The sequence below is a fragment of the Actinomyces provencensis genome (assembly GCF_900155435.1).
GTDB classification, from domain to species: Bacteria; Actinomycetota; Actinomycetes; order Actinomycetales; family Actinomycetaceae; genus Pauljensenia; species Pauljensenia provencensis.
The window spans coordinates 2,228,111-2,252,562 of the sequence record NZ_LT700212.1; the positions used below are offsets into that span (position 1 = coordinate 2,228,111).

22 protein-coding genes, 1 tRNA gene and 1 other RNA gene are annotated in these 24,452 nt (G+C 69.3%); 7 read left to right on the top strand and 17 right to left on the bottom strand.

All coding sequences use genetic code 11. From position 1 onward, the window contains the following. The 4 genes from BQ9890_RS09975 to BQ9890_RS15390 all read left to right on the top strand — a co-directional run bounded on the left by BQ9890_RS09975 (nucleotide 1) and on the right by BQ9890_RS15390 (nucleotide 2,648). Complete coding sequence (locus BQ9890_RS09975; protein WP_075891240.1) at nucleotides 1–456, top strand: hypothetical protein; 456 nt, start codon at nucleotides 1–3, stop codon at nucleotides 454–456. After that, nucleotides 453–992: a hypothetical protein gene (locus tag BQ9890_RS09980; RefSeq protein ID WP_075891242.1), complete on the top strand. Its 540-nt coding sequence runs from the start codon at nucleotides 453–455 to the stop codon at nucleotides 990–992. The genes BQ9890_RS09975 and BQ9890_RS09980 overlap by 4 nt, the downstream gene beginning before the upstream one ends. A gap of 163 nt (nucleotides 993–1,155) precedes the next feature. After that, nucleotides 1,156–1,731 carry a DUF6932 family protein gene (locus BQ9890_RS16915; RefSeq protein ID WP_075891245.1) on the top strand — a complete coding sequence of 192 codons (576 nt, stop codon included), beginning with the start codon at nucleotides 1,156–1,158 and terminating at the stop codon, nucleotides 1,729–1,731. Then, a complete protein-coding gene (locus BQ9890_RS15390) occupies nucleotides 1,728–2,648 on the top strand; it encodes a hypothetical protein (protein WP_143226304.1) in 921 nt (306 codons plus the stop codon). The genes BQ9890_RS16915 and BQ9890_RS15390 overlap by 4 nt, the downstream gene beginning before the upstream one ends. Before the next feature lie 478 nt (nucleotides 2,649–3,126). Here the strand turns inward: BQ9890_RS15390 and BQ9890_RS09995 are convergent, their stop codons facing one another. The 4 genes from BQ9890_RS09995 to BQ9890_RS10010 all read right to left on the bottom strand — a co-directional run bounded on the left by BQ9890_RS09995 (nucleotide 3,127) and on the right by BQ9890_RS10010 (nucleotide 5,263). After that, complete coding sequence (locus BQ9890_RS09995; RefSeq protein ID WP_075891249.1) at nucleotides 3,127–3,357, bottom strand: hypothetical protein; 231 nt, start codon at nucleotides 3,355–3,357, stop codon at nucleotides 3,127–3,129. 44 nt (nucleotides 3,358–3,401) lie between these two features. After that, the gene (locus BQ9890_RS10000) at nucleotides 3,402–3,788 is read right to left on the bottom strand and encodes a helix-turn-helix domain-containing protein (RefSeq protein ID WP_075891251.1); all 387 of its coding nucleotides are present in this window, start codon (nucleotides 3,786–3,788) and stop codon (nucleotides 3,402–3,404) included. Further along, on the bottom strand, nucleotides 3,785–4,993 hold the full coding sequence (locus BQ9890_RS10005) for a tyrosine-type recombinase/integrase (protein ID WP_075891253.1): 1,209 nt from the start codon (nucleotides 4,991–4,993) through the stop codon (nucleotides 3,785–3,787). Before BQ9890_RS10005 ends, BQ9890_RS10000 begins: the two co-directional genes overlap by 4 nt. 196 nt (nucleotides 4,994–5,189) lie before the next feature. Continuing rightward, a tRNA-Gly gene (locus tag BQ9890_RS10010) sits at nucleotides 5,190–5,263 on the bottom strand. Nucleotides 5,264–5,482: 219 nt separating this feature from the next. Between BQ9890_RS10010 and BQ9890_RS10015 the strand changes: the two genes are divergently transcribed. The 3 genes from BQ9890_RS10015 to trxA all read left to right on the top strand — a co-directional run bounded on the left by BQ9890_RS10015 (nucleotide 5,483) and on the right by trxA (nucleotide 7,660). Continuing rightward, entirely contained in the window at nucleotides 5,483–5,917 is a 435-nt protein-coding gene (locus BQ9890_RS10015; protein WP_075891255.1) for an NUDIX domain-containing protein, read from the top strand. A gap of 383 nt (nucleotides 5,918–6,300) precedes the next feature. Continuing rightward, entirely contained in the window at nucleotides 6,301–7,002 is a 702-nt protein-coding gene (locus BQ9890_RS10025; protein WP_075891257.1) for a TetR/AcrR family transcriptional regulator, read from the top strand. 262 nt (nucleotides 7,003–7,264) lie between these two features. Further along, nucleotides 7,265–7,660, top strand: coding sequence for a thioredoxin (trxA, locus tag BQ9890_RS10030; protein ID WP_075891259.1), 396 nt, complete (start codon nucleotides 7,265–7,267; stop codon nucleotides 7,658–7,660). 286 nt (nucleotides 7,661–7,946) lie between these two features. Here the strand turns inward: trxA and BQ9890_RS10035 are convergent, their stop codons facing one another. From BQ9890_RS10035 to BQ9890_RS10095, 13 genes are all read right to left on the bottom strand, one after another. After that, nucleotides 7,947–8,993: an aspartate-semialdehyde dehydrogenase gene (locus BQ9890_RS10035; RefSeq protein ID WP_075891261.1), complete on the bottom strand. Its 1,047-nt coding sequence runs from the start codon at nucleotides 8,991–8,993 to the stop codon at nucleotides 7,947–7,949. Nucleotides 8,994–9,007: 14 nt separating this feature from the next. Beyond that, nucleotides 9,008–10,324 carry an aspartate kinase gene (locus BQ9890_RS10040; RefSeq protein ID WP_075891263.1) on the bottom strand — a complete coding sequence of 439 codons (1,317 nt, stop codon included), beginning with the start codon at nucleotides 10,322–10,324 and terminating at the stop codon, nucleotides 9,008–9,010. Nucleotides 10,325–10,492: 168 nt separating this feature from the next. Next, nucleotides 10,493–12,088 carry a sensor histidine kinase gene (locus BQ9890_RS10045; RefSeq protein WP_195907658.1) on the bottom strand — a complete coding sequence of 532 codons (1,596 nt, stop codon included), beginning with the start codon at nucleotides 12,086–12,088 and terminating at the stop codon, nucleotides 10,493–10,495. Nucleotides 12,089–12,180: 92 nt separating this feature from the next. After that, nucleotides 12,181–12,915, bottom strand: a complete 735-nt coding sequence (locus BQ9890_RS10050; RefSeq protein ID WP_075891265.1) for a response regulator transcription factor — start codon at nucleotides 12,913–12,915, stop codon at nucleotides 12,181–12,183. Between the two features lie 66 nt (nucleotides 12,916–12,981). Beyond that, nucleotides 12,982–13,644, bottom strand: coding sequence for a pentapeptide repeat-containing protein (locus tag BQ9890_RS10055; RefSeq protein ID WP_195907659.1), 663 nt, complete (start codon nucleotides 13,642–13,644; stop codon nucleotides 12,982–12,984). Between the two features lie 67 nt (nucleotides 13,645–13,711). Beyond that, nucleotides 13,712–14,308 carry a recombination mediator RecR gene (gene recR / locus BQ9890_RS10060; protein WP_075891267.1) on the bottom strand — a complete coding sequence of 199 codons (597 nt, stop codon included), beginning with the start codon at nucleotides 14,306–14,308 and terminating at the stop codon, nucleotides 13,712–13,714. A 2-nt stretch (nucleotides 14,309–14,310) separates the two neighbouring features. Beyond that, nucleotides 14,311–17,568 (bottom strand): DNA polymerase III subunit gamma and tau, encoded by a 3,258-nt coding sequence (locus BQ9890_RS10065; RefSeq protein ID WP_075891269.1) that lies wholly within the window; start codon nucleotides 17,566–17,568, stop codon nucleotides 14,311–14,313. 66 nt (nucleotides 17,569–17,634) lie between these two features. Next, an RNA gene (ffs, locus tag BQ9890_RS10070) (signal recognition particle sRNA small type) lies at nucleotides 17,635–17,730 on the bottom strand. A gap of 56 nt (nucleotides 17,731–17,786) precedes the next feature. Further along, a complete protein-coding gene (locus tag BQ9890_RS10075) occupies nucleotides 17,787–18,806 on the bottom strand; it encodes a LacI family DNA-binding transcriptional regulator (RefSeq protein ID WP_075891271.1) in 1,020 nt (339 codons plus the stop codon). 149 nt (nucleotides 18,807–18,955) lie between these two features. Continuing rightward, entirely contained in the window at nucleotides 18,956–20,392 is a 1,437-nt protein-coding gene (locus tag BQ9890_RS10080) for a GH1 family beta-glucosidase (RefSeq protein ID WP_075891273.1), read from the bottom strand. Then, on the bottom strand, nucleotides 20,389–21,351 hold the full coding sequence (locus BQ9890_RS10085; RefSeq protein ID WP_075891275.1) for a carbohydrate ABC transporter permease: 963 nt from the start codon (nucleotides 21,349–21,351) through the stop codon (nucleotides 20,389–20,391). Before BQ9890_RS10085 ends, BQ9890_RS10080 begins: the two co-directional genes overlap by 4 nt. Further along, nucleotides 21,348–22,439 (bottom strand): carbohydrate ABC transporter permease, encoded by a 1,092-nt coding sequence (locus BQ9890_RS10090; RefSeq protein WP_143226305.1) that lies wholly within the window; start codon nucleotides 22,437–22,439, stop codon nucleotides 21,348–21,350. Before BQ9890_RS10090 ends, BQ9890_RS10085 begins: the two co-directional genes overlap by 4 nt. 97 nt (nucleotides 22,440–22,536) lie before the next feature. Continuing rightward, nucleotides 22,537–23,835: an ABC transporter substrate-binding protein gene (locus BQ9890_RS10095; protein WP_230297896.1), complete on the bottom strand. Its 1,299-nt coding sequence runs from the start codon at nucleotides 23,833–23,835 to the stop codon at nucleotides 22,537–22,539. Nucleotides 23,836–24,452 lie beyond the last annotated feature (617 nt).

Consider the following 24,452-nt stretch of genomic DNA (forward strand, 5'->3'; position numbering starts at 1 on the left):
ATGCTTCCCCAGCTTGACCTCTCGTTCGACCCGCTCGGGTGGGCCGTCATCGTCGGCCTGATCTGGCCCACCATCCAGGCCGCCCTCGACCGGCCCACATGGACCAGGAGCCGCCGTCTCGCCCTCGTGATCATCGCGGGCATCGTCTTGTCCCTGGCCCTGTGGTGGGCTGGTGCCTACCCCCTGACCGCCCAGCTCGTGTGGAGTCAGGCCTCGGTCATCATCGCCACCGCCACCGCAGCATTCGCCCTCCTGAAGAAGCTCGGCGTCATCGACTGGATCGGGCGCGTCACCCCCGGCGGAGAGACTCGCGTCGTTGGGGGTGCCAGCACTGTCACGGACGAGACGCCCTCCGTCACGCCTCCGGCGCTGACTGTCACGGATGCGGGCGGCGTGACCGCCGTACCCAACGTCGAGGCCACCTCCCAGGGCGAGGGAGAGGCACCTCAGGCATGAACCTGGACGACCTAGTCGGCCTCACCGGCGCGCTCGCGGTCCTCATCACCGCAGTGGTCGGGGTCGCCTCCTACCGGTGGGGTCGCGGCAAGACCAGGGCGGAAGAGGATCTCACGAAGGCCACGGCCCGCAAAGTCGAGGCCGAGGCGCGAGCAGCCGAAGCGGAAGCCCGGGCCTCGGAGTCCCGCGCATCCCTGGAGGAGATCGCCGGAGGCATCACCGACCGCTTCGACCAGCTCACCACCAGGCTCGACCGGGTCGTCCACGAGGTCACCCCGAACCACGGCGGCTCCATGAAAGACGCGCTGCGCCGCGTGGAGCAGTCCCAAGCACGCCTCGCCAAGGACCAGGCCCACGACCGAGACGAGCACCGGGAGTGGCGCCGCTCCCTGGGCCACCAGGTAGGTGAGATCAAGGACCAGCTCGCCAACGAAGCCGAGGACCGCCGCGAGGTCGGCAAACGCCTCGACGAGCTCGACCGCCACGCGGACCAGGAGCACAAGGACATCCGCGAGGAGATCCGCAAGCTCCGCTGACACCTCAAGCCAAGCCGCCCCCGGCTCACCTTCACGGGTGGGCCGGGGGCAGTCTCGTCACATCTATCGCGAGTCCGTGGGTACGAAACCGACATCGAGCTTGTTCGGGGTCAGTTACTCTGGGCTGCGTTGAGGACCCACTAGTGAGAGCCGGAAACGACCAATGTCTATCCCTGTGCTGGATGCCGCAGGCATGCTTCCTCCGGGTCGATTTCTCACAACACTGGATGAGGTTGAGGACCGCTTTGTTGCGAATGCCACGTTCGGCGGTTCGGCTACACGAAGGACCATCTGGGGCGGGTTCCTGGAGTACATCGGAGCTTGGAGGGCTGCCGAGGAATCTACCGCCGCTCCAGGCCGGGCGCTCCTCGGAGTGTGGCTGGCGGGATCGTTCATCAGCGCCAAGATCGACCCAAGCGACCTCGATTGCACCCCCGTGCTAGACGTGAAGGTCATGGAAGCGACGAAGGGACGCCCCGGTCATGGAGACATGAAGAAGCTCGTGAGACATCGTGATGGAGTTAGGTCGATGTTCCACGTTGAGGTCTTCCCATACAAGTGGACCCCTGTGCGCTCCAGCCTGTTCCCCGCGACATGTAGCCAATCCGAACGTGACTCATTGTGTGCACGAGGTGCACTGGATGCTTGGTGGCAGAGGGTCCGCCCGCCTGGTCCAGAACGGGCGCCGGAACCGTCTCCGCCCTACCCTGAGCGTGGCTACTTGGAGGTGATCCTATGACCACCAGTGACGAGTCGAGGGCGCGTCCAGAGCTCTCAGAGCGAGCGAAGCGCTTCTTCGCACAATACGACGAACCGAATGGCGACATTGCCGACATCCTCGACGCTTCGGCATACGAGGCTGCGCTCAGCGCCGATCCGACTTTGGCAATCCGTTCGCGACTCAACGTTCGATTGCGTAGCACGACCGACGAAGGGGTGCCCGGATGGGTTCCTGAGAGGGTCCAGGAGAGAGTTGCAGCACCGCTGTGTCGTCAGTTCGCTGTCGCTCTCGATAGACCACAGGAGAGTCTGGAACTTGGGCTCGTTGGGGTAAGCGAGGGCAGCGTAATCCTTCACTTCGAGCCGCGAGCTAGAGCTGAGCATGAAGATGGAAGGCTCATATCGCTCAGCTCCTTGGATCTCGCAGTAGAGAAGATCGCTCAGCTCAACAGCCTTCTTGAAGAAGAAGCTCCACTTGGGGAGATCGCGGCGAAGTTTGGAACTGCACGCAAGTTGTTAAAGGCCACGCGTGCGGTAATGGACGGGCTGGACCAATGTGATCTCGACATGGGGGTTACGTGGTACGGATCCAGTGGAAGTGTGCGGACATCCGAAGTAACCTCGCGGGCCCGAGGACACGCTCGATCCATGTTTCGTCGGTTGGAAAGGGAACAGCCTGCGACTGTCGACGGCTACATCGGCGCTGTCGACCTCAGTGGTTCGATCGCGTTGGTTGATGCGCTTCCCGCGGGGAGGCACCGAAAGACCGTCAAGGTCGCTCCGGAAGAGATGGGCAGGTTCATGCGGCGCGTCGGCGAGTGGGTCGTGCTCTCAGTTGAAGAGAAGAACGAAGTCGACAGCGTGGGTTTGCGCAGCAAGACCTCTTGGCACTTCATCTCAGAGACCCCAACGGACCAGCCATTGTTTGAAGAGTGAGTTCTCTTGACAGCCGCCCAGCTTGGATCAGTCCAGGCGGGGCGGCTTCTTCATGTGTGGGGTGCTTCGTCGAGATAGTTGGCAAGACGAGATGATGCGTTGCGGCGGATGGAGGCGTGGGCGACCCGTCGCCGTGGCGCCCTTCTACGCAGACTCCCCTGGCCTTGTGACTGACCTGGGGGAGCCTGCGGGTCAGGAGCAAGCTCAACACCGACCCACCCGTTGAGGCTACGGCCACGGTCCGGTCGACACGCCGGGACTCGTGAGATGACTGTTCCCCCCGGCCGAGGCGGCGGCCGAGGGGAACAGGTGCGAGCCGATTCGACGTCGTTGTCGCACGTCAACGACTATAGCGGCTCGCTGCGGGCGACAAGTGTGTCTGGTGAGTCCGGGCAACGTTCATTCCATCCGTGACGCGCACACCGCAGACACAGCTCAATCCCACCACACTCCGGGCACCGCTCGGGATCCGCATCGCTCACAGGCCCCCGCCCGCCTGCCGTAGCTTCTCCATGAGCTCGGGCCCCTGGGCCGAGAGCACACGCCGGGCCATGTAGGCCGACACCCCCAGCTTCGCCGGGAACTCTTCTTCCACCGCCTCCAGGGAGTGCTTGCGTGACACGAGCAGGACGCCCGACATCCGCAGCGCCACCGACAGGGCGAACGCTTCCGCCTTCGTCAGGTGCAGGGTCACCGTTTCGTCATCCATGCCGAGAGCGTAGGTGCCGACATGCGCACCAGCGCGCTCGCGGGTCACTTCTCGCTGTACTCGACTGCCAGGTCGCGGATCTGGCGCTGGAGGCGTCCAGCGGTGGCGAGCCACCATCCGGCGGGGAGCCGTCGGGCTTCGGGGTCTCGCCCGGCGTCGGCGTCACTGCGCCAGACGGTGAGTGTGGGACTCTCGTCCTGGGTGAGACGTTCCGCCAGCTGCGTCTCGGCCGCGAGGGTGATCTGCACGAGCTTGTCGATCGCTTCTGCTTGGCGGTAGGTGACGACGTCCTTACCGCGTTCCATGCGGGAGATGTCGTTGTCGCTCTGGCCGAGGTACTGCCCGAGCCATGCTCTCGTGACGCCGAGCCAGGTGCGGGTGGCGGCGAGTTCGGCGCCGGTCATGACGATGTCCCACTGATGGTCGCTCATGATGCCTGTGCCTTCCCGTGACCCAACTTCTTTCCGAGTCCGAGGGTAGTGGCAGCGGCTTCGAGGGCGGCGACCATCTGTGGGTCGGATGTGTGGAGGTAGGGCTGGGAGGACCCGGCGGAGGCGTGGCCGACGATGGCGATGCGCGTCGCTTCGGGGACCTTGAGGGCGTCGAGGACGGAGACGACGGTGTGGCGGATCTCGTGGAGCTCGTAGGGATCACCGTCGGGGCTGACGACGCCTGCCCGGGCTTGGATCTCGTACCACTCGCGCCGGTCGTAGATGGAGTTGCGTGGGTGCCCGTTGTCCCGGGGCCAGACGAGGTCATGGGGACTGGAGGGTGCGATCTTGCGCCATGCGCGGAGTTCGTCGGCGAGGTCGTCGATGAGGGGGAGCTCGCGTTCGGTGGCGTCGGTCTTGACCTCCATGAGGTGGAGTCCGCCGTAGAGCTGGCGGGCGCGCACGTGGTCGGGAATGTCGAAGGTTCCGGCCTTCCTGTCGGCGTACTTGATGCGCTGGAGTTCCCAGTCGATGCGGAGGTGGCCGTGCTCGAGGTCGACACATCCCCAGGTGAGTCCGAGGGTCTCACCCTGGCGGAGTCCGTAGCTGAGGGCGGTGAGCCAGCGGGAGCGGTCGGGCTGGGCCTGGACGACTTCGAGGATGGCGGCGAGTTCTTCGGGGGCGATGGCGGTGCGCGTGGATTTCGCGGCCTTGGGTGACTGGGTCAGGAGGGCGGCGTCGGGGACGTAGAGTCCTTCGCGCTTGGCGGCACGCAGCATGTTCTTGAGGACGCGGTGCGCGTTCTTGGCGCTGGTGGTGGACAGGCGCGCCTGGGCGATCGCATCGGCGACGCGGCGGATGTCACCGGGGTTGAGCTCGCTGAGCTTGCGCCGCCCGATGGTGGGGATGATCCAGAGGCGGAGCTTGCTCTCGTAGTCCTCTCGGACCCGGGGCTTGAGGCTACCGAAGTGGATCTTCTCCCAGCGCGCCGCCCAGGCGGCGACGGTGACGTTGCGGCCGGCAAGCGCTTGTTGCCCGCCCTCGCGGTACTTGCGCAGGAGCTCACGTGCCCGTCGCTTCGCCTCAGCCTCGGTGCGCGCGACAGCCGACGGCCGAAGTCTCGTGCCACGTGGTGTCCAGCCGGCCTCGATGCGAGCCACCCAGTACCCGTCCGACCGCCGGTACGTCTGAATGCCCGTGTTCATGCCGTCCCTTCGCCCGCTCACGACACCCTCCCGGAGGGGTCGAGAATCCAAGCCACTATGGCGCCCATTTTGGCGCCCATTTCTAGTGCGTTCGAGGGTAGATGGGGGCGTGTGCAGCTCCGCCCGCAACTCCGGGGGTGGAGGCCGGAAACGGCGGAATGATGCGGAAAACCCCCGCCGTGGCGAGGGCTCCTGGTGGAGCGGGCGACGGGAATCGAACCCGCGCTACCAGCTTGGGAAGCTGGAGTTCTACCATTGAACTACGCCCGCATCGTCGCCCCTGTGTGCGGCGCGACCAGACGATGATACCCATTCGAAGCCCCTTCGTCCAAGCGGAGCCCCGGTGCTGAGGCTCCGCACCCGCAACCGATCCGCGTCGCCCTCGTCGATCCCCTGAGCAACGGGACAGGAGCCGACCGCAGCACCCGCACACGGCAGGAGCCGGCCCGCAGCACCCCGCACCCCGCACCCCGCACCTATCATGACCGGGTGACCAAGCGCCCCGTCGTCGCTGCGGCGATCCTCGACTCCCTGGACCACCCCACCCGGTTGCTGTGCGCGGCGCGCGCCTACCCCGAGGAACTGGCGGGACGTTTCGAGCTCCCCGGCGGCAAGGTCGAGGACGGCGAGACCCCGCTGGAAGCGCTCGGCCGTGAGATCGCGGAGGAACTGCGCACCACCCTCAGCATCGGGAACCGAGTCCCGGGTCCTGACGACGGGTGGTGGCCGATCCTCCAGGGCAGGCGCATGGGCGTGTGGCTGGCACAGGTCCGCCCCGGTTCCCCCGCACCGCACCTCGGCACCAGCCACGTCGAGCTGCGATGGGTCCCCCTGGACGAGGTCGCGACGCTGGACTGGATCGGCCACGACCTCCCCATTGCGCGCGCCGCTGTCTCGAACGCACGTCGGCACGCCGCCGCCTGAGGGGCAGCGATCCGGCGGGCACACACCCAGCGATCCGACGGGCCGCGCATCCATGTGTTGTCTCGACGGAGTTTTGCCCCCGATCCGGCACGAAATGGCAACGAGACCACACCTGAATGCACGGGCTCGTGGATCCGGGCCCAGAGGTCCAGGCCAGTCGGCCCAGTGGGCCCAGTCGGCCCAGTGGGCCCAGTCGGCCCAGTGGGCCCAGTCGTCCCGGTCGGCCCAAGCGAGCTCAGCGGGCCCAACAGATCCAGCGGATCCACCAGGCCCGGTCGATCCAGCCTGCCCCGGCCCACCCCTCCAGGCCCCGTCCCGGCGTCCGCGAGATGTCACTCCCCCACGCTTGACGACACAGAGGGGGCAGATGTCAGAATGATGCCATGCCGAAGATCATCGGGGCGACGCTGGCCGACCATCGCGAACTGACCCGCCAGAAGCTCTTCGATGCGCTGGGGGAGCTCCTGGCCGAAGAGTCATTCGACTCGATCACCATGTCGCAGATCGCGCAGCGCGCCGATGTCGGCCGCACCGCGGTCTACAACCACTTCGCCGACAAGGAGTCCCTGCTCCTGGCCTTCATGCGTCACGCCACTTCCGGATTCGCCGACGCACTCACCCAGGCGCTGGCGGACGAGGACGACGTCATCGAGCAGCTGCGCATCTACATCCGGGCCCATCTGGAACTGCGTGGCCGCTTCCACCTGGCCTCCCGCCTGGACCTGCGCTCCATGGTCTCCTCCTCCAGCGCCGATCACCTGCGCGACCATGCCGGCATCGTCGAGCACATCCTCTTCCACATCCTCGAGGAGGCCATGGTCCAGGAGCGCATCCCGCGGCAGAACTCCCTGGCACTGGTCTCGTTGGTGCTGTCCAGCCTGGCGGGCCAGGTGCTCCCCTCCGACCCCACCGAACGCGAGGCCGCGATCCGCGTGGTCCAGGCGTTCGTCCTGCGCGGCATCGGGGTGCCCGAGGAGGTCTGCCCCCTGCCGCCGGTCCCCGTGCAGACCCCGGTCGCCGACCCCGCCGGCGACCTGCCGGCCGGGCCCCAGGCCTTCCTGCGTTGCCCCGTCAGCAGGTCCTGAGACCGGGACGCGCTCCCCTCCCGGGGCCAACACGACCCGAACACGTGGCCGGACCCGGATGCGGCACCACTCGGCCGTCCCGACCCGCCCCGCCCCGCTGCCGCCCGCTCGCTGTCACACGCAACCTCCCGGCTGTCCTGCTGTCCTCCTGCCGTCCTCCTGCCGGCCCCCACTCGTGGAATAGTCCTGGATGGGGCATCGTTGAGACACGAAGGAGCCGCGGAACCACCGACGGCTGTGACTACCACCGGAGGCCTCATCCATGAGCACCGTCGAACTGACGACTGACAACTTCCAGCAGACGATCACGGGCAACGACATCGTCCTGGTCGACTTCTGGGCGACCTGGTGCGGTCCGTGCCGCCAGTTCGGACCCATCTTCGAGGCCTCCTCGGAGAAGCACTCCGACATCGTCTTCGCGAAGCTCGACACCGACGCCCAGCAGGAGATCGCCACGGCTGCGCAGATCAGCTCGATCCCGACGCTGATGGCCTTCCGCGACGGCATCGCCATCTTTCGCCAGTCCGGCGCCCTGCCCGCCCCCGCCCTGGAGGACGTGATCGGTCAGATCCGTGACCTGGACATGGACAAGGTCCGTGCCGAGATCGCCGCGGAGGATGCCAAGGCCACGGCCGCCGAGGACGATCCCCAGGCCTGAACAGCCACCCCTGACCCCCGAGAGGGGACTGCTCAGGGATCCGACCGCGCACACCTCACCTCGGGTGTCGGGACTGCCCCGCCACCGGCTGGGCCATCATCGGGACGACCCCGTTCCCGGCTGGGCCCGTGTGGGCACTCCCCCGCTCCCGGGCTGGGCCCGTGTGGGCACTCCCCCGCTCCCGGCCGGGCCCGTGTGGGGAGGACTGACGAGGACGGAGCCGCCCCGGACCCTTCGGTCCGGGGCGGCTCCAGGTCCGTCGCGCTCGTGTGTGGGTGTCGTGCTCTCAGGCCCCGAGGTCGGCGGCCACCAGTTCCGCGACCTGGATGGCGTTCAGCGCCGCCCCCTTGCGCAGGTTGTCCCCGGCCACGACCAGGACCAGCCCGCGCCCGTCCTCGACGGCCTGGTCCTGGCGGATCCGACCCACCAGGACGTCGTCGATGCCCGCGCACTCCAGGGGTGTGGGCACGTCGACCAGGCGGACACCGGGGGCGTCGGCCAGCAGTTCGCGGGCCCGGTCGGGGGTGATCGCCCGGGAGAACTCCGCGTGGATGGTCAGCGTGTGACCGGTGAAGACCGGCACGCGCACGCAGGTGCCCGAGACCCGCAGTTCCGGGATGTGGAGGATGCGCCGCGACTCGTTGCGCAGCTTCTGCTCCTCGTCGGTCTCCTCCGACCCGTCGTCGACGATGGCGCCGGCCAGGGGCACGACGTCGAAGGCGATGGGGGCCACGTAGACCTCCGGGGCCGGGAGGGTCACCGCGCGCCCGTCGAGTGCAAGTGCTGCCAGGTCCTGCTCGGCGCCGGCACGCACCTGACCCTCCAGTTCGCGCACTCCCTTCAGTCCCGATCCCGACACGGCCTGGTAGGAGGACACGAAGAGCCTCTCAAGACCGGCCTCGTCGACCAGCGGCTTGAGGGCGGGCATGGCCGCCATGGTCGTGCAGTTCGGGTTGGCGATGATGCCCTTGGGGCGCTGCGTGATGTCAGCGCCGTTGACCTCGGAGACGACCAGGGGAACGTCCGGGTCCTTGCGCCACGCGGAGGAGTTGTCCACGACCACCGCACCGGCCGCGGCGAACTTCGGTGCGTACTCACGTGAGGCCGTGGCCCCGGCGGAGAACACGGCGATGTCGATCCCGGACAGGTCCGCGGTGGCCACGTCCTCGACGACGACCTCCCCACCCTTCCACGGCAGCACACGACCGGCGGAGCGCGAGGAGGCGAAGAAGCGCACTGTCGTCGCCGGGAATGCCCGCTCCTCCAGGAGCGTGCGCATGACGCGCCCGACCTGTCCGGTTGCCCCCACGACGCCGACTGTCAGTCCACCCACGGTTGTCCTCCCACTCATCGTCCTGTCCCTCCGTACACGACGGCCTCGGACTCCGTGGAGTCCAGGCCGAATGCCGTGTGGACCGCCTGCACCGCTCGGTCCAGGTCCTCCAACCTCGTCACGACGGAGATGCGGATCTCCGAGGTCGAGATGAGGTCGATGTTGATCCCCGCATCCGACAGCGCACCGAAGAGCTTGGCGGAGACACCGGGGTTGGTGCGCATCCCGGCACCGACCAGTGAGAGCTTGCCGATGTCGGGGTTGTAGCGCAGCTCCTGGAACGCGAGCTCGTCCCGGGCGGCCTCGAGGGCGTCCAGGGCACGCTGGGCGTCACCCTCGGGGAGGGTGAAGGTCAGGTTCGCCCTCGTCTGGTCCGTGATGGGGATGTTCTGCACGATCATGTCGATGTTCACGCCGGCCGCGGCGACGACCTCGAAGATCCGCGCGGCCTTGCCGGGCTCGTTGGGGACGCCCCTGACGGTGATCTTGTCCTGGGACCGGTCATGGGCGATGCCGGAGATGAGGGGTTCCTCCACCAGTTCCTCCTGGTTGTGTGCGAGGGCTGCTTCCGGGACGAGGCCGGCGAGCTCGGGATTGGCGGGTCGGTTGGAGATCCACGTGCCCTCCTTCTCCGAGAAGGAGGAGCGCACGTGCAGGGGGACGTCGTACCGGCGCGCGAACTCCACGGCCCGCAGGTGCAGGATCTTGGCGCCGTGCGCCGCCAGCTCCAGTGTCTCCTCCTGGCTGATCGTGCGCAGGCGGTGCGCACGGGGAACGATGCGCGGGTCGGCGGAGAAGAGTCCGTCGACGTCGGTGTAGATCTCGCAGACGTCCGCGTGCAGGGCAGCTGCGAGCGCGACGGCCGTCGTGTCGGAGCCGCCGCGTCCCAGGGTGGTCACGTCCTCGTCCTTGGAGATCCCCTGGAAGCCCGCCACGATCGCGACCTGTCCCTCGCGGATGGCACGCGCGATCCGCTCGGGGACCATGCCGATGATCTGGGCACGCCCGAAGTGGGAGTCGGTGCGGATGCCCGCCTGGGCGCCCGTGTACGCCTGTGCGGGGACGCCGAGTTCGTTGACCGCCATGGACAGCAACGACATCGAGATGCGTTCCCCGGCGGTGAGCAGGATGTCCATCTCACGCTCGGGCGCGTGGGTGGTGATCTGGGCGGCAGTGTCGAGGAGGTCGTCGGTGGTGTCACCCATGGCGGAGACGACGACCACCACCTGGTGACCGGCGTTGCGGGTGTCGGCGACGCGTCTGGCGACGCGCTTCATGGCCTCCACATCGGCCACCGACGAACCGCCGTACTTCTGCACGATCAGTGCCACGGGTCCTCCCCCCGACCCCGCCGGGTGCGCGGGTCGCGGTCAATCCTAGGGAGTTGCGCGGCGAGGGAGCGTGGTGACCGCGATACGGGCGTGCATGACGCAACCCACGCGCCCTCGCCCGCCCCGACGGGCCCCACGCCCCCGGGAGCACCTGTCCCCGCGGGCCACTCATCCCTGCGGATCGTCGCTCCCCTGGGTCCCCGTCCCCGACCCACCGACGCGGGGCAGGAACACCCTGAACCTCGTCCCCTCCTCCGAGGTGTCCATCTCGACGCGCCCTCCCAGTGCGGTGGTGATGGTGGAGACGATGGAGAGCCCCAGTCCTGAACTGCCCGCACCGCTGCGCGTGCGCGAGCGGTCACCCCGCACGAAGCGGTCGAAGACGGTGGCACGCAGGTCCTCGGGGATCCCCGGTCCGTCATCGGCCACGAAGACGCACACCTCGGCCGCGGAGAGGGCGTGCACACCGACCACGACCCGGGTGCCGGCGGGGGTGTGGACACGGGCGTTGTTGATGAGGTTGGCCAGGACCTGGCGCAGGGCGTACTCGTCCCCGAGCACCAGGCAGTTGGCGGGCACCTCGTCGATGTCGAGGGACCACACGTGGTCGGGCCCGGCGGCGTGGGCGTCGGAGACCGCGTCCACGACCAGGGGCACCGGGTCCACGGGGACGGACTCCAGTTCTCGTCCGGCGTCCAGGCGGGCGAGCAGGAGCATGTCCTCGACCAGGGCGGACATCCTCCGCGACTCCGACCCGATCCGGGACAGTGCCGACTCGGGGTCGACGGAACCGCGCTGGAGGAGTTGGGCGTAGCCCTGGATGGAGGCCAGGGGTGTGCGCAGCTCGTGGGAGGCATCGGCGACGAACTGCCGCAGGCGCTGCTCGGAGAGCATGCGCTCGCGCAGGGCGGACTCGACGTTGTCGATCATGGTGTCCAGGGCCAGGCCGACGTCACCCACCTCGGTCCCGAGCTCGACCGAGTCCGGGTCCACCCTCTCGAAGGGCTCGAGGCGTGCGTTGCTCAGGTCCAGGGAACCGATGCGTCTGGCGGTGGCGGCGACCCGCCCGAGGGGGGCGATCTCCCGGCTGAGCCAACGACGACCTGCCAGCGCCGCGAGCCCGGCGATGAGCAACGCCAGCAGCGCCCCGACCCAGACCAGCGTGGCAATGGTGTTGTCCGTCCGGGCCAGCGACTGCCCGATGACCACCTGCCCCGAGTCCGTCTCGGCGGCGACCACCCGGAAACGTCCCTCACCCGACAGGGAGACGGTGTGTCCGCGCCCGTCGGTGGGGACCTGCAGGAGGATCGCCTGGTCGCCCTCGTCCAGTGTCAGCACGGCGAAGTCCTGGACGATGCCGGAGGTCGTCACCCCGTCGCGCCGGATCAGTTGGAGTGATCCCTCGTCGGAGCCCGGACCGTCGAGGCCCGGGGGGACACCGGGCAGGTCCCCCTGGGACGGGGAGCCGACGCCGGACTGCTGTCCGGGTCGCCCGACCCCGGGTGCCTGGGACTGCACTCCCCCCTCCGCACCGGTGGTCGTGGGTCCTGCGGACTCCCCCGACTGCGCGCCTGAGACGCCGGACTGCGGACCCGATCCCCAGTCCCCCTGCGCCGGACCTCCGGTCTGGGAGGTGGCACGCCGCAGGCGGTCCTGCAGGTCGGTGTCGGTCTGGGAGACCATCCACTGCCGCATGGCCAGACCCGATGCGGCGACCATGATGAAGAGGGCGACGGTCACGACCAGTGCGACGAAGAGGCTCACGCGCCACGAGAGGGACCGCCGACGCCGGGGTTGGCCCACCCGGGCGTCCCCACGCGGCGCCGATCGACCCTCCCCACGCGGCGCCCCGGACATCACCGGGCGTCCTCCCCGGGGCGCAGGATGTAGCCCGCGCCCCGCACCGTGTGGATCATCGGGGTGCGGTCGACCTCGATCTTCTTGCGCAGGTAGGAGATGTAGAGCTCCACCACGTTCGCCTGTCCACCGAAGTCGTAGGACCACACCCGGTCCAGGATCTGCGACTTGGAGAGGACCGTGTTCGGGTTCTCCATCAGGTAGCGCAGGACCTCGAACTCGGTGTTGGTCAGGGGGATCAGGGTCCCCGCCCGGCTCACGTCGTGGGAGTCCTCGTCCAGTTCCAGGTCGCCGACGGTCAGGACGTGCGACACGCTGCGCGCACTCATCCCGGAACGGCGCAGCAGGGAGTCCAGGCGCGCGATGACCTCGTCGAGGTCGAAGGGTTTGGTCACGTAGTCGTCGGCACCCGCCCGCAGCCCGGCGACCCGGTCGGAGACGGCGTCACGGGCCGTGAGGAAGAGGACCGGCAGGCGGGGATCCGTCTTGCGCAGGCGTTCCAGGGTCTGGATGCCGTCCAGCCCCGGCATCTGGATGTCGAGGACCACGACGTCGGGGTCGAAGTCGCGCGCGGCGTCCAGTGCCTGCCAACCGTTGGCAGCGGTGCAGACCTCCCAGCCGTGGTGGCGCAGTGTCGCGGCGAGGAGTTCCGCGAGGACCTCCTCGTCGTCGACGACCAGGACGTGGGCGGGGGAGCCGTCCTCTCGGACGAAGGTGGAATCGGCGTCAGTCACGCTCACATTGTCCCATCGTGGGTGTGCGCGCGGCTGTGGAGTTGCTGTGTGTGCACGGCGGATGCCTCAGCCGAGGATCCGCATCCCCATCTGGGTCGCCAGGTCCCGGGCCATGTCCAGGACCTGGTCACCGGACACCCAGGCTCCGCGCATCCCCTCGGCGTCGTGGACCCGGCCGATCGAGAGTCCCCGCAGGTCCACGTCGCGCATCCGTGCGCGCCCGACCCTCAGGGTGCCGACCGTGCACCCCTCGAAGGCGATCCGCTCCAGGGTCGCACCCTCCAGGTCGAGTTCGCCCAGATGACAACCCCGCACGAGGACGTCGCGCATCCTGGTACCGCGCAGGTTGACCCAGTCGAGGCGGCAGTCCTCCACCGTCAGACCGTGGATCTCGCTCTCGTGGAGGTCCAGCGCCCCGACACGGGACGCCACGAGGCTGACCGCAGTGGTCCCTGACCGGGGTGCCGACCAGGCGGCGACCTCGATGCGCTCCAACCGGACCTCGCTCAGGTGCGAGCCGGGCATCGCCACCTCTCCCGAACGCACGGAGACGATCTCGCACCCGGTGAGGCCCACGCCCTCCAGGTCCGATCCCCCGAGGTCGACGCCGCGCAGCGAGAGTCCCTCCACGTCCTCCCAGGGTGCGAGGTCACTGGCGTCCCCGGGGGTCAGTCCCCGCAGGTCCGGTGCCCAGACCCTGGGTGGTCGAGGCTCCTCCTGTGTCACCACGGCCCCCTCCTCCGTCATCGGAACGCGCACGCCGACCGGACGTGCGGATGCTGCTGGACCGACGGTGTCACGCCATGGTGCGACGCCCCTCCAGGGCACGCCCCAGTGTCACGGAGTCGGCGTACTCGAGGTCCCCGCCCACGGGCAGACCCATGGCCAGTCGCGAGGTCTCGATCCCGATGGTGCCCAGGGTGCGTGCCAGGTAGGAGGCGGTGGCCTCGCCCTCGATGTTCGGGTTGGTGGCGATGATGATCTCGGTGACCTGTCCGTCACTGAGGCGTGTGAGCAGCTGGCGGATGCGCAACTGGTCGGGCCCGATGCCGTGGATCGGGTCGATCGCGCCACCCAGCACGTGGTAGCGCCCTCGGAAGACGCGGGCGTTCTCCACGGACTGGATGTCCTTGGCGTCCTCGACCACACAGATCACCGACGGGTCACGCGAGGCGTCCCGGCAGATCGAGCAGGTCTCTGACTCGGTGAGGTTCCCGCACACCTCGCAGTGGTGGACGCGCACGCGCACCGCCTGGATCGCCTCGACCAGGCGCGTGACGTCCTCGGGCTCGGACGCCTGCAGGTGCAGGGCCATGCGCTGGGCGGACTTCGGACCGACGCCGGGCAGGGCACCGAGTTCGTCGATGAGGTTCTGCAGGGCTCCCTCGAACACGCCTACCAATCCTTCCCGTCATCGGCGATCTCCTCGATGACCGTGCCACCGAGGATCTCCAGGACTGCTGGCAGTCCGGCACTGGTGGTGGTCTCCATGTCCGCGTCGTCGACGCTCGCGGTGTCGTCCAGCGAGGCCGCGACCGCGGGGTGGGCACCGGCAACCGGTTCGAGGGACTCCTCCGGCGCACCATCGTCGTTGTCGTCCGCGCCGGCCTCCCGTTCGGGAGGAGTGGGCGTGTTCCCGCGGTCGGTGCGTTCCTGCCACCTGCCGGACGAGGGCGGACCGCCCCGGTCCCGTCCTCCGTGTGTGGGCGGGGTGGGCCCGGGGGAGTCGTCCTCGAAGGCGGGTTCGGTGATGCCGCCGGGAATGGCGGCGACCGCCTCGGACCAGCCGGTGTCGTCACGGTCCTCGATGGGATCCGGTTCCACCACCGGCCCCTCAAGGTCGTCCTCAAAGGCGGGCACCTGCGGGGATGTACCGGGGACCGGCGTCACGGCCTCCACGTCGGTCTGCCGGGTGGGAGCAGGACGTGACGGGGAGGAGGCGGCACCGGAGGGGGTGGAGGCCGACGACGCCGCGACCGGTGGGGTCGCGCCGGATGCGGACGTGGGCGCACGCAGGGCAGCGTCCACCGCCCCGGGGGCCGGGCTGGACGCCGGGACGGAACCTGCGGGGGATCCCGGCCCGGGAGCGGACGGGGACCCCGACACCGATGAGGACCCCGCGGCATCCGTGGGTGGGGTGTCCGTCGAACCGGCGCCGGTGGGCGTGGACCGGGGTCCGGCGTCATGCTCCAGTGCCCGGCGGTCCCCGGGTGCTGTCCCCGGGGCACCCGGGGTCGCCACAGGTCCCCAGCCGTCACTCGCCGGGGGGACATCTGCCGCCGGGAGGGAGTCGGACGGGGGGACGGACGGAACCGGTTCGGACGAGGAGGTGGACGGAGCCTGTGCGGACGGAGCCTGTGCGGACGGAACCGGTGCGGAGTCCTGCACCAGCGCGGAGTCCGGGCCGGGTCCGGCGTCCCGCCCGTGGCTGCGTGACCCCTCGGAAGTTCCGGAGGTGTCGGTGGACCCGCCTGCGTCCCGACCGCGACCGTCGCGCCCGTCGTCCCCGGTGCGTTCCCGGGCGGGAGCCGCCGGTCCGGCAGGGGGAGCTGCTGCGACGGCTCCCGGCGTGGTGACGCTGGGGCCTCCGCCGGCCTGGCCGACCTCGGCCCGCACCGAGAGGTCCAGACCGGTGGCCTCGTGGATGGCCTTCTCCACATCGGCGGAGCGGTTGCCGTGCGTGAAGGCGCCGAGCAGGCCGTCGGTCGGGAAGAGGATGACGGCGACGGACCCGTCGACGCCCCCCAGTTGCCCGTTGTTCTGCACGAGGGACCAGGTGGCGCGACTGATCGAGGAGAGTCTCTCGACGACCTCAGACCACCGCTGGCGCAGCATGTCCGCGTCACGCGCGGCATCGCCCGGGCCACCTGCGCCCGTGGGCCGCGCCGCGGCGTCGTCCCCCGGGGACACGGAGACCTGGGCTCCGGTCGGACCCGTGGGAGGAGTCGCAGCGGACTGCCCGGTCACGGACTGCCCACGGTCGCCCCGTACGTCCGCGCGCTGCCCGGGCGCACCGACGCCTGCAGGACTCTGGTCGTGCACGACCTCGGTGGGCGCGTCCTGCTCCGTCGTGCGCGGGGTCTGCTGGCCCGCGGCGCCGCCGATGGGGGCGACCTCCTCGGCCCAGCCGTGCTCCTGCGCGGACGGGCCGACAGGCGTCCTCCGGTCCGCGCGCTGCTGTGCCTCCGCCCGACCGGGACCCTGCTGGTCAGGTCGCTGCTGGCCGGGGCGCTGTGCCTGCGGTTGCTGCCGGGGGGACGTCTGCTGCCCACTCCCCTGCCGTGAGGCCGCACTGTCCTGGCGGTGGTCGGAGCGCCGAGGGTCGTCCTCCTGGGAACCGACACCTCCCGGGGAGGCCGCGCCCTCGTGCTGATCGGCGTTGGAGGACTTCCTCCGTCTGAACTCGGCCTTCGCCTGGGCGGCACCGTATCCCGCTCCGCCGCCGCTCCCACCCCCCTGCACGGCGGTGCGCTGGCCCTGATCCCGCGGTGCCCCGCCTCCCACCATGCCGACGGTGCCGGGCACGGGCCCGTCCGCCGGCGCGGCCACCGTGGCCGGGGGCACCAGGATGCGCCCGAGCAGGAGCTCCAGCTGCAGGCGCGGGGAGGTCGCCCCTGTCATGGCGCGCAGCGCGCGATCGGTCAGGTCGGCTGCCCGGGAGAGTTGCCGGGGTCCCCAGTTGCGGGCCTGGACCTGCATGCGCTCCAACTGGTCCGTGGGCGTCCCGGAGAGGACGTCCACCGCTCCGTCCCCGGCGACCGCGATGATGAGGAGGTCACGGAGACGCTGGAGCAGGTCCTCCACGAAGCGACGGGGATCGTGTCCGGACTCCACCATGCGTTCCACGACCCGGTAGACGGCTGCGCCGTCCCCGCCCGCCAGGGCATCCACCGTCTGGTCCAGCAGCGCGGAGTCCGTGTACCCCAGCAGCGCCACCGCCCGGTGGTAGTCGAGGTTCCCGTCGGGGGAGCCCGCCATGAGCTGGTCGAGGACCGAGAGGGTGTCACGCACCGACCCGCCACCGGCCCTCACGACGAGTCCGAGCACGCCGTCCCCGACCGTGATCGACTCCTCGTCGCAGAGCTTCTGGAGGTAGGGCTCCAGGACGTCCGGGGGGACGAGGCGGAAGGGGTAGTGGTGGGTGCGGGAACGGATCGTCCCGATGACGCGCTCCGGCTCGGTGGTGGCGAAGATGAACTTCACGTGCTCGGGCGGCTCCTCCACCAACTTCAGCAGGGCGTTGAAGCCCTGGGTGGTCACCATGTGGGCCTCGTCGATGATGAAGACCTTGTACCGGTCGCGCACCGGGGCGAAGGTGGCACGCTCGCGCAGGTCGCGCGCATCGTCGACGCCGCCGTGCGAGGCGGCGTCGATCTCGACGACGTCCAGCGACCCCGACCCGCCGGTGGCCAACTCACGGCAGGAGTCGCAGTGCCCGCACGGGGTGTCGGTGGGGCCCTCCGCGCAGTTGAGGCAGCGCGCCAGGATGCGCGCCGAAGTGGTCTTCCCGCAGCCCCGCGGACCGGAGAAGAGGTAGGCATGGGTGACCCGGTTCGCCCGCAGCGCCGCACGCAGGGGCTCGGTCACGTGGTCCTGCCCGATCACCTCGTCGAAGGTGTCGGGTCGGTACCTGCGGTAGAGAGCTGTCGTCACACTCGAACCTTACGGGCACCCGTGGGCATTTGCACCGCCCCGACGCTCCGTCCACAACCGGCTGAATTGGAGGATCCTCCGCGCACCCGGCAGAGCGACCTTATCCTTGCTGCCTTCCGGCCCTGGGGAGGTTCGGACGATACCGTCACGCGGAGGATCGGCCACCAGTCTACACGTCCACGAGGACGTCCGAGAGGCGCCCCGGAAGGCCCGGGGGGTCACCCCGAGACGCGCGGTACCAGCTTCGCGGGCAGCAGGACCGGTCCCTCCACGCCTCCCCCGGCCAGACGCTCGCGCAGCATCCGCGCGGCCTCCCAGCCCATCCGGTCCACAGGGTTCGTCACCGAGGTGAGCGCCGGGTCCGCCAGGGCCCCGGCCTCCAGGTCGTCGAAGGACACCACGGCCACGTCCTCGGGGACCCGGATGCCCTCCCTGCCCCACACGCCCATCGCACCCAGCGCCATGAGGTCGGAGCTCGCGAAGACCGCGTCCACGGATCCGTCCCGGATCAGGGGCGTCAACTCGACACCGGCGCGGGCACCCGAGTCCTGGGTGAAGGAACCGTGGATGACCCGGGGGACGATCCCATGGGTCTCCATCTCCTGGGAGAACCCCTCCAACCGGTCCTGGGCGGCGACCATGTCGAGGGTGCCGGTGATGATGGCAGGCGCGCGCGAGCCCCGCTCGAGCAGTCGACGCGCGACGATGCGCCCGCCCTCCCGGTTGTCGACGTCCACCCAAGCCAGGGACGAGGTCGACTGGGCGGGTCTCCCGATGAACACCACCGGGATGGGGGCGCGCATGAAGGTCTCGATCTGGCCGGGGATCTGGTGGTGGGAGGCGACGATCGCCCCGTCCACGTGCCCGTCGTGCAGGAAGGAACGGAGGCGTTGGTGGCTGCCCGCCCGGTCCGCGAAGGCCATGACCAACTGGATGTCGGTGTCCTCCAACGCCTGGGAGACCGCTTGGACGGTGACGGCGAAGAACGGATCGGAGAAGATCCGCTGGTCCGGCTCCGGGACCACCAGCGCCACGGTGTCGGTGCGTCGGGTGACCAGGGAGCGTGCGGCCCGGTTGGGGACGTAGCCCAATGAGGACACCGCGCTGCGGACCGCCCTTGCCCGCTCCTCGGAGACCCCGTGGTCACCGCGCACCACACGCGACGCTGTCGCGCGCGACACCCCCGCCACACGGGCGACGTCCTCGAGCGTGACAGAAGGTCCGGGTTCCACCGACATGTCCGCCTCCATCCACGAGCCTGGTCGACCCACGATACCGATGTCCCGCCAGCGGGTCCCACCTCGTCCCGGCGCCCCACCGTCCGCACAGCGTGCCTCACGGGTCCGGGGAGGCGTGCCTCAGGGGTCGTGGGCGTCCCGGTGCTCCCTCAGTCCACCTCCACCGCATTGGCGAGGGCGACGTCGCGGTACCACAGCGCGGAGGCCTTCGGCGTGCGCTGCTGCGTCGTGAAGTCCACCCGGACGATCCCGAAGCGCCTGGTGTAGCCCCAGGCCCACTCGAAGTTGTCCGTCAGGGACCACACGAGGTAGCCACGGACGTCCGCCCCTTCCTGGATGGCGGCGTGGACCGCAGCCAGGTGGTCGCGCACGTAGGCCAGGCGGTCGGCGGAATCGTCCACGAAGCCCGCGGCGTCCGGGTGGTCCTCGTAGGCCGCCCCGTTCTCCGTGATGACCAGCGGGACGCCCACGGGCCCCGTGTACTCCCGGTGCAGTCGGACGAGCAGCAGACGCAGGTCCTCGGCGTCCACCTCCCAGCCCATTGCCGTGTGGGGAAGGTCGCGGGGCACCATGCGCACCCCCTCGGAGCCCACGTTGGGGGAGCGTCGCAGCAGGCCCGCGCCGTTGCGCCACTCCACGGCCGGTGCTTCCCCCGGCACGGGGGCCGCCACCTGCTGCCCGTTGTAGAAGTTCACGCCGAGCACGTCGATCGGTGAGCTGATGACCTCCAGGTCCCCCGGCTCCACCGAGGCCAGGATGTCGGCCTCGGCGCGCATGTCCTCCACGACGTCCGCTGGGTACTCACCGCGGAAGATCGGGTCGAGGAACAGCCGGTTCGCGAGGCCGTCGATGCGGCGCGCCGCATCGAGATCGCCCTCGTCGGTGGGGTCGCACGCGTGGACGGTGGAGAAGTTCAGCGTGATCCCCACACGGGGCTGCTCGCTGCGTGCCTGTGCCTCCTCGCGGATGGCGCGCACGGCCAGGCCGTGGGCCAGGAGCAGGTGGTGGACGGCGGCGACCGCCTCCTCCGGGCTGGTGTGCCCGGGGGCGTGCTCGCCGCACGCGTAGGACAGCAGGGAGGAACACCACGGTTCGTTCAGCGTCGTCCAGGTGTCCACCTTCGCCCCCAGGCGCCGGTAGACCGTCCGGGCGTACTCGGCGAAGGCCTGTGCGGTGGCGCGCTCCGTCCACCCGCCCCTGTCCTGGAGGGGTTGGGGCAGGTCCCAGTGGTACAGCGTCAGCCAGGGGCGGATCCCAGCTGCCAGCAGCTGGTCAACGAGGGACTCGTAGAAGTCCAGGCCCTCGGGGTTGAGGGTGTGCCCGTCGGGCATGACCCGCGCCCAGGACACCGAGAAGCGGTAGGTGCCCAGAGCGAGGTCCTGCATGAGGGCCACGTCCTGGGGAACCCGGTGGTAGTGGTCGCAGGCGACCTCGATGTCGGACCCGTCGATGATCGTGCCGGGCTCACGGCAGAAGGTGTCCCAGATGGAGTCACCCTTCCCGCCCTCGTGCCCCGCGCCCTCGATCTGGGCGGCGGCGGTGGCAGCACCCCAGCGGAATCCCTCGGGGAAGGTCAGTGTGGTCATCCCTTGACAGCTCCTTGCATGATGCCCGACACCAGGTGGCGTCCGGCGAGGACGAAGAGGGCCAGCAGCGGCACGGTCGCCACCACCACGCCCGCCATGATCAGCGAGTAGTCCTTGAAGTAGGAGGCCTGCAGCAACTGCAGGGCCACGGGCAGGGTCGGGTTCTTGGCACCCAGCACGATGAAGGGCCAGAAGAAGTTGGTCCAGGAACCCACGAAGGTGAACAGCGCGAGCATCGCGGCCGCAGGCCTCGCCGAGGGCAGGGCCACCGACCAGAACGTGCGGAACATGGAGGCCCCGTCCACACGCGCCGCCTCGATGAGTTCGGTGGGCAGCGCGTCGCGGATGTACTGGGTCATCCAGAACACCCCGAAGGCGGAGACCATGCCGGGCACGATGACCGAGACCAGCTCACCGGTCCACCCCAGTTTCGCCATGACGATGAACAGGGGCACCACGCCCAGCTGGGCGGGCACCGCCATGGTGGCGATGACGAAGGTCAGCAGTCCGTCGCGACCCCGGAAGCGCAGCTTCGAGAAGGCGTAGCCGGCGAGGGTGGAGAAGAACACCACCGACAGGGACACCACGGTGGAGACGATGACGGAGTTGACGAACGCCCCGAGGAAGTCGATGTCGGAGTTGAGCACGCGCTGGATGTTCTCCACCAGGTGCCCCTGCAGGAACAGTGGGGGGATCGGGTTGCGCGCGATGTCGGCCGCCGTGGAGGAGGCCAGCTGGAGGGCGAACCACAGCGGGTAGGCGGAGACCAGCAGGGCCACGGTGAGGATCACGTAGGTGACCCACCCGGGCCGACGGTTGACGCCGAAGGAGCGGTGCTCCACGCGGGCCGAACGACGCCGGTTGTCCCGCTCGAGCCTGCGTCGGGCGGCACGCGCCGCGCCCTTGCCGGCGCGCTGCTCGGTCATGGCCACCGAGGGGGAGTTGGTGGTGGTGCTCATCGCTGTTCCTTCCCGTCATCGACGAGGACGGCGCCGGGGGTGACGTCCAGTCCCGTCTGCGGGGCCGGCGTCGGCAGGGGCGTGGAGCCCTCACCTGCGGAGGAGCCGCCCCGCCCCCGTCCGCGTCCCCCACGCCCACGCCCACGACGCCGGTCCCCGCCGGAGGTGGCGATGCGCTGCGTGATCGCGAAGTTGATCATCCCGATGAGGATGATGATGAGGAAGAGGATCCAGGCGATGGCCGCGGCCCGCCCGAAGCTCTTCTGGGGCCCCCAGCCCAGTTGGTAGAGGTACATGGTCAGGGTCAACCACTGCTTGTCCGCGCCGCCGTTGCCCATGGTGTCGAACATGCGGGGCTCGTCGAAGATCTGCAGGCCACCGATGGTGGAGGTGATGACGACGAAGATGATGGTGGAGCGCAGCTGCGGGATGGTCACCGAGAAGAACTGGCGCAGTCGGCCCGCGCCGTCCACGGTGGCGGCCTCGTAGAGTTCCTGGGGGATCGCCTGCATGGCTGCCAGGAGGATCAGGGCGTTGTAGCCCGTCCAGCGGAAGTTCACCATGTTCGCGATCGCGATGTGGGAGGCGAAGGCGTTCGCGTGCCAGCCGATGGGGTCGACACCGATCATCCCGAGCAGGGTGTTCGCCATGCCGGACTGGTCGGCGAAGACCTTCGTGAAGATCATCGACACCGCCACGGGGGCGACGACGTAGGGCAGCAGGACACCCATGCGCCAGAAGGTCTTGGCCCGCAGGTTGGAGTCGAGGATCCAGGCGATGAACACCGCCACGATGATCTGGGGCACCGAGGAGAGCAGGAAGATCGAGAAGGTGTTGCGCAGGGCGATCCAGAAGGTCGGCTGCTGGACCACGTCGACGTAGTTCTGCATCCCGACGAATCCCTGCTCACCGCCGATCAGGTGCCACTTGTGCAGCGACACCCAGGCCGTGTAGAGGAGGGGGTAGAGCCCGGTGATCGCGAAGACCACGAAGAACGGGGCGATGTAGAGGTAGGGGGACCAGCGGTACTCGGCGCGTCCCAACCTGTCCTTCCAGGTGGGCTGCGCGGCAGCGGTCGTGGTGGTCATGGTGTGTGGTCCTTCGGTGTCCGGTCTCCCGGTGTGGCAGTGCTGACGAGGGCGGATCCGGTGGGCCGGGACCTCGCGGTCCCGGCCCACCGTGGTCTCACTCGAGGCCGAGCTGGTCGAACTCGGTGAGGGCCTTGTCCCACGAGGAGGCGGCGTCATCCGTCTTGTCGACGTCGACACGCGTCATCGCGTCCGTCACGATCGTCGTGATCGCGAAGAAGTTCGGGCCCTTGTGCGGCTGGACCGTCACTGCCTTGGCGCGCTCGGAGTAGATCTTCCCGACGGGGGCGTTGTTGAAGAACTCATTCGTGTAGTCGAGGAGCTCCGGATCGTCCAGGGCCTCCACCTGCGAGGGGAAGGTGCCCTTGGTCTTGAAGGCCTTGATCTGCTGCTCGGGAGCGGTCAGCCATGCGGCCAGCTCCTTGGCCTCCTCCGGGTGGTCGCCCTGTGCGGGCACCGTCAGGTAGGAGCCACCCCAGTTGCCGCCACCACCGGGGAAGACCGGGGCGACGTCCCAGCCGGTGACGCCGGCGGCGTTGCCCTCGATGACGCCGAGCATCCACGGCGGGCAGAGCATGGTCGCGAAGCCGTCCTTCTGGAAGGCGTTGACCCAGTCCTCGGACCACTGGGAGAGGTGGGCGGAGAGGTTGTCGTCGACGGAAGCCGTCAGGACGTCGTCGTAGACGCCCTTGATCTCGGTGTTGTCCTTGAGCGGGATGACCGTGTTGTCGTCCTGCTCGAAGGGGTTCTTCACCTGGTTGATCATGCCCTGGTAGGTGGCCGTGGCCCCGTCGTACCAGGGGATGTCGGTCTTGGACACGAAGTCCTTGCCGACCTCGAAGTACTTGTCCCATCCACCATCGAGGAGGGAGGCGACCTCGTCGCGGTCTGTGGGCAGCCCGGCCTTCTCGAAGAGGTCGGCGCGGTAGCAGATGGCCTCGGGCCCGATGTCGGTGCCGTACCCGATGAGCTTGCCGTCGACGGTGGCGGCCTCCGTCTTCCAGTCGAGCCAGCGGCCGTTCGTCTCGTCGGAGGTCAGGTCCGTGAACTCGTCCGGGTACTGCGCGAGCTCGGGCAGCCAGTCGACCTCGATGGCCTCGATGTCGGAGAGGCCGGAACCCGCGGCCAGGCGGGTGTTCATGTTGTCGCGGGCCTCGTTGGAGGTGGCGGCCTTCTTCTCGACGACCTTGATGCCCGGGTGGGAGTCCATGTACTCCTGGTAGAGGTCGTCGTAGCCGAACTCGTTGAAGGTGGCGACGGTCAGGGTGATGTCTCCGTCGGCCGATCCCGACTCCCCCGACTCGCCGGACTGGGCGGAGCCGGACGAGCAGGCTCCGAGCACCAGGGCGCTGACGGCGGCGATGCCGACGGTGCCCATGATCGTTCTGGTTTTCACAACTGCTCCTTCGTGTGTGGGATCGCTGGGCGGGAGGTCCGCGACCTCGCGGACCACTCGTGCAGAACCCGGATGCGAGAGCGCTCTCAGCGGGTTGAGTCAATGGTGCCACACTCACCCGCTGGACGTCACATTCGCAGGGACACGATTCGGTAACACCCCCTCCGCGAAGTCCGCTCTGTTCTGGGGTCGAAGTCCGCTCCGTTCCCGGGTCGAAGTCCGCCCTGTTCTGGGGTCGAGGTCCGCTCCGTTCCCGGGTCGAGGTCCGCTCCGTTCTGGGCACGAGGATGCTCCGCCCTGCTCCGAGCCTGAGCTCCGCTCAGTTGCCACCTCGAAGTCCGCCCTCCCCGATCCCACCGCCCCGTGGGGACCGGGTTCGCCCTCGTGCGGGATGCCCCACCCGACTCCACCCCACGCCGGGTGCGGGACTGCGACCGGTCCGGACACAGGGTGACCACACTGTGGCCCACACCCCGGGACACCCTCTCCCCTCCGTCTAGCGTGGGAGCGGACCGGCAGGACGGACCAGGTCCGGCCGGCGACCTTCGGGGGGCGCACCCCGTTCCGGGGCCCCACTCCGGCGTCCCGGAGCACTCGCCCCGTCGGCCGGACCGGTC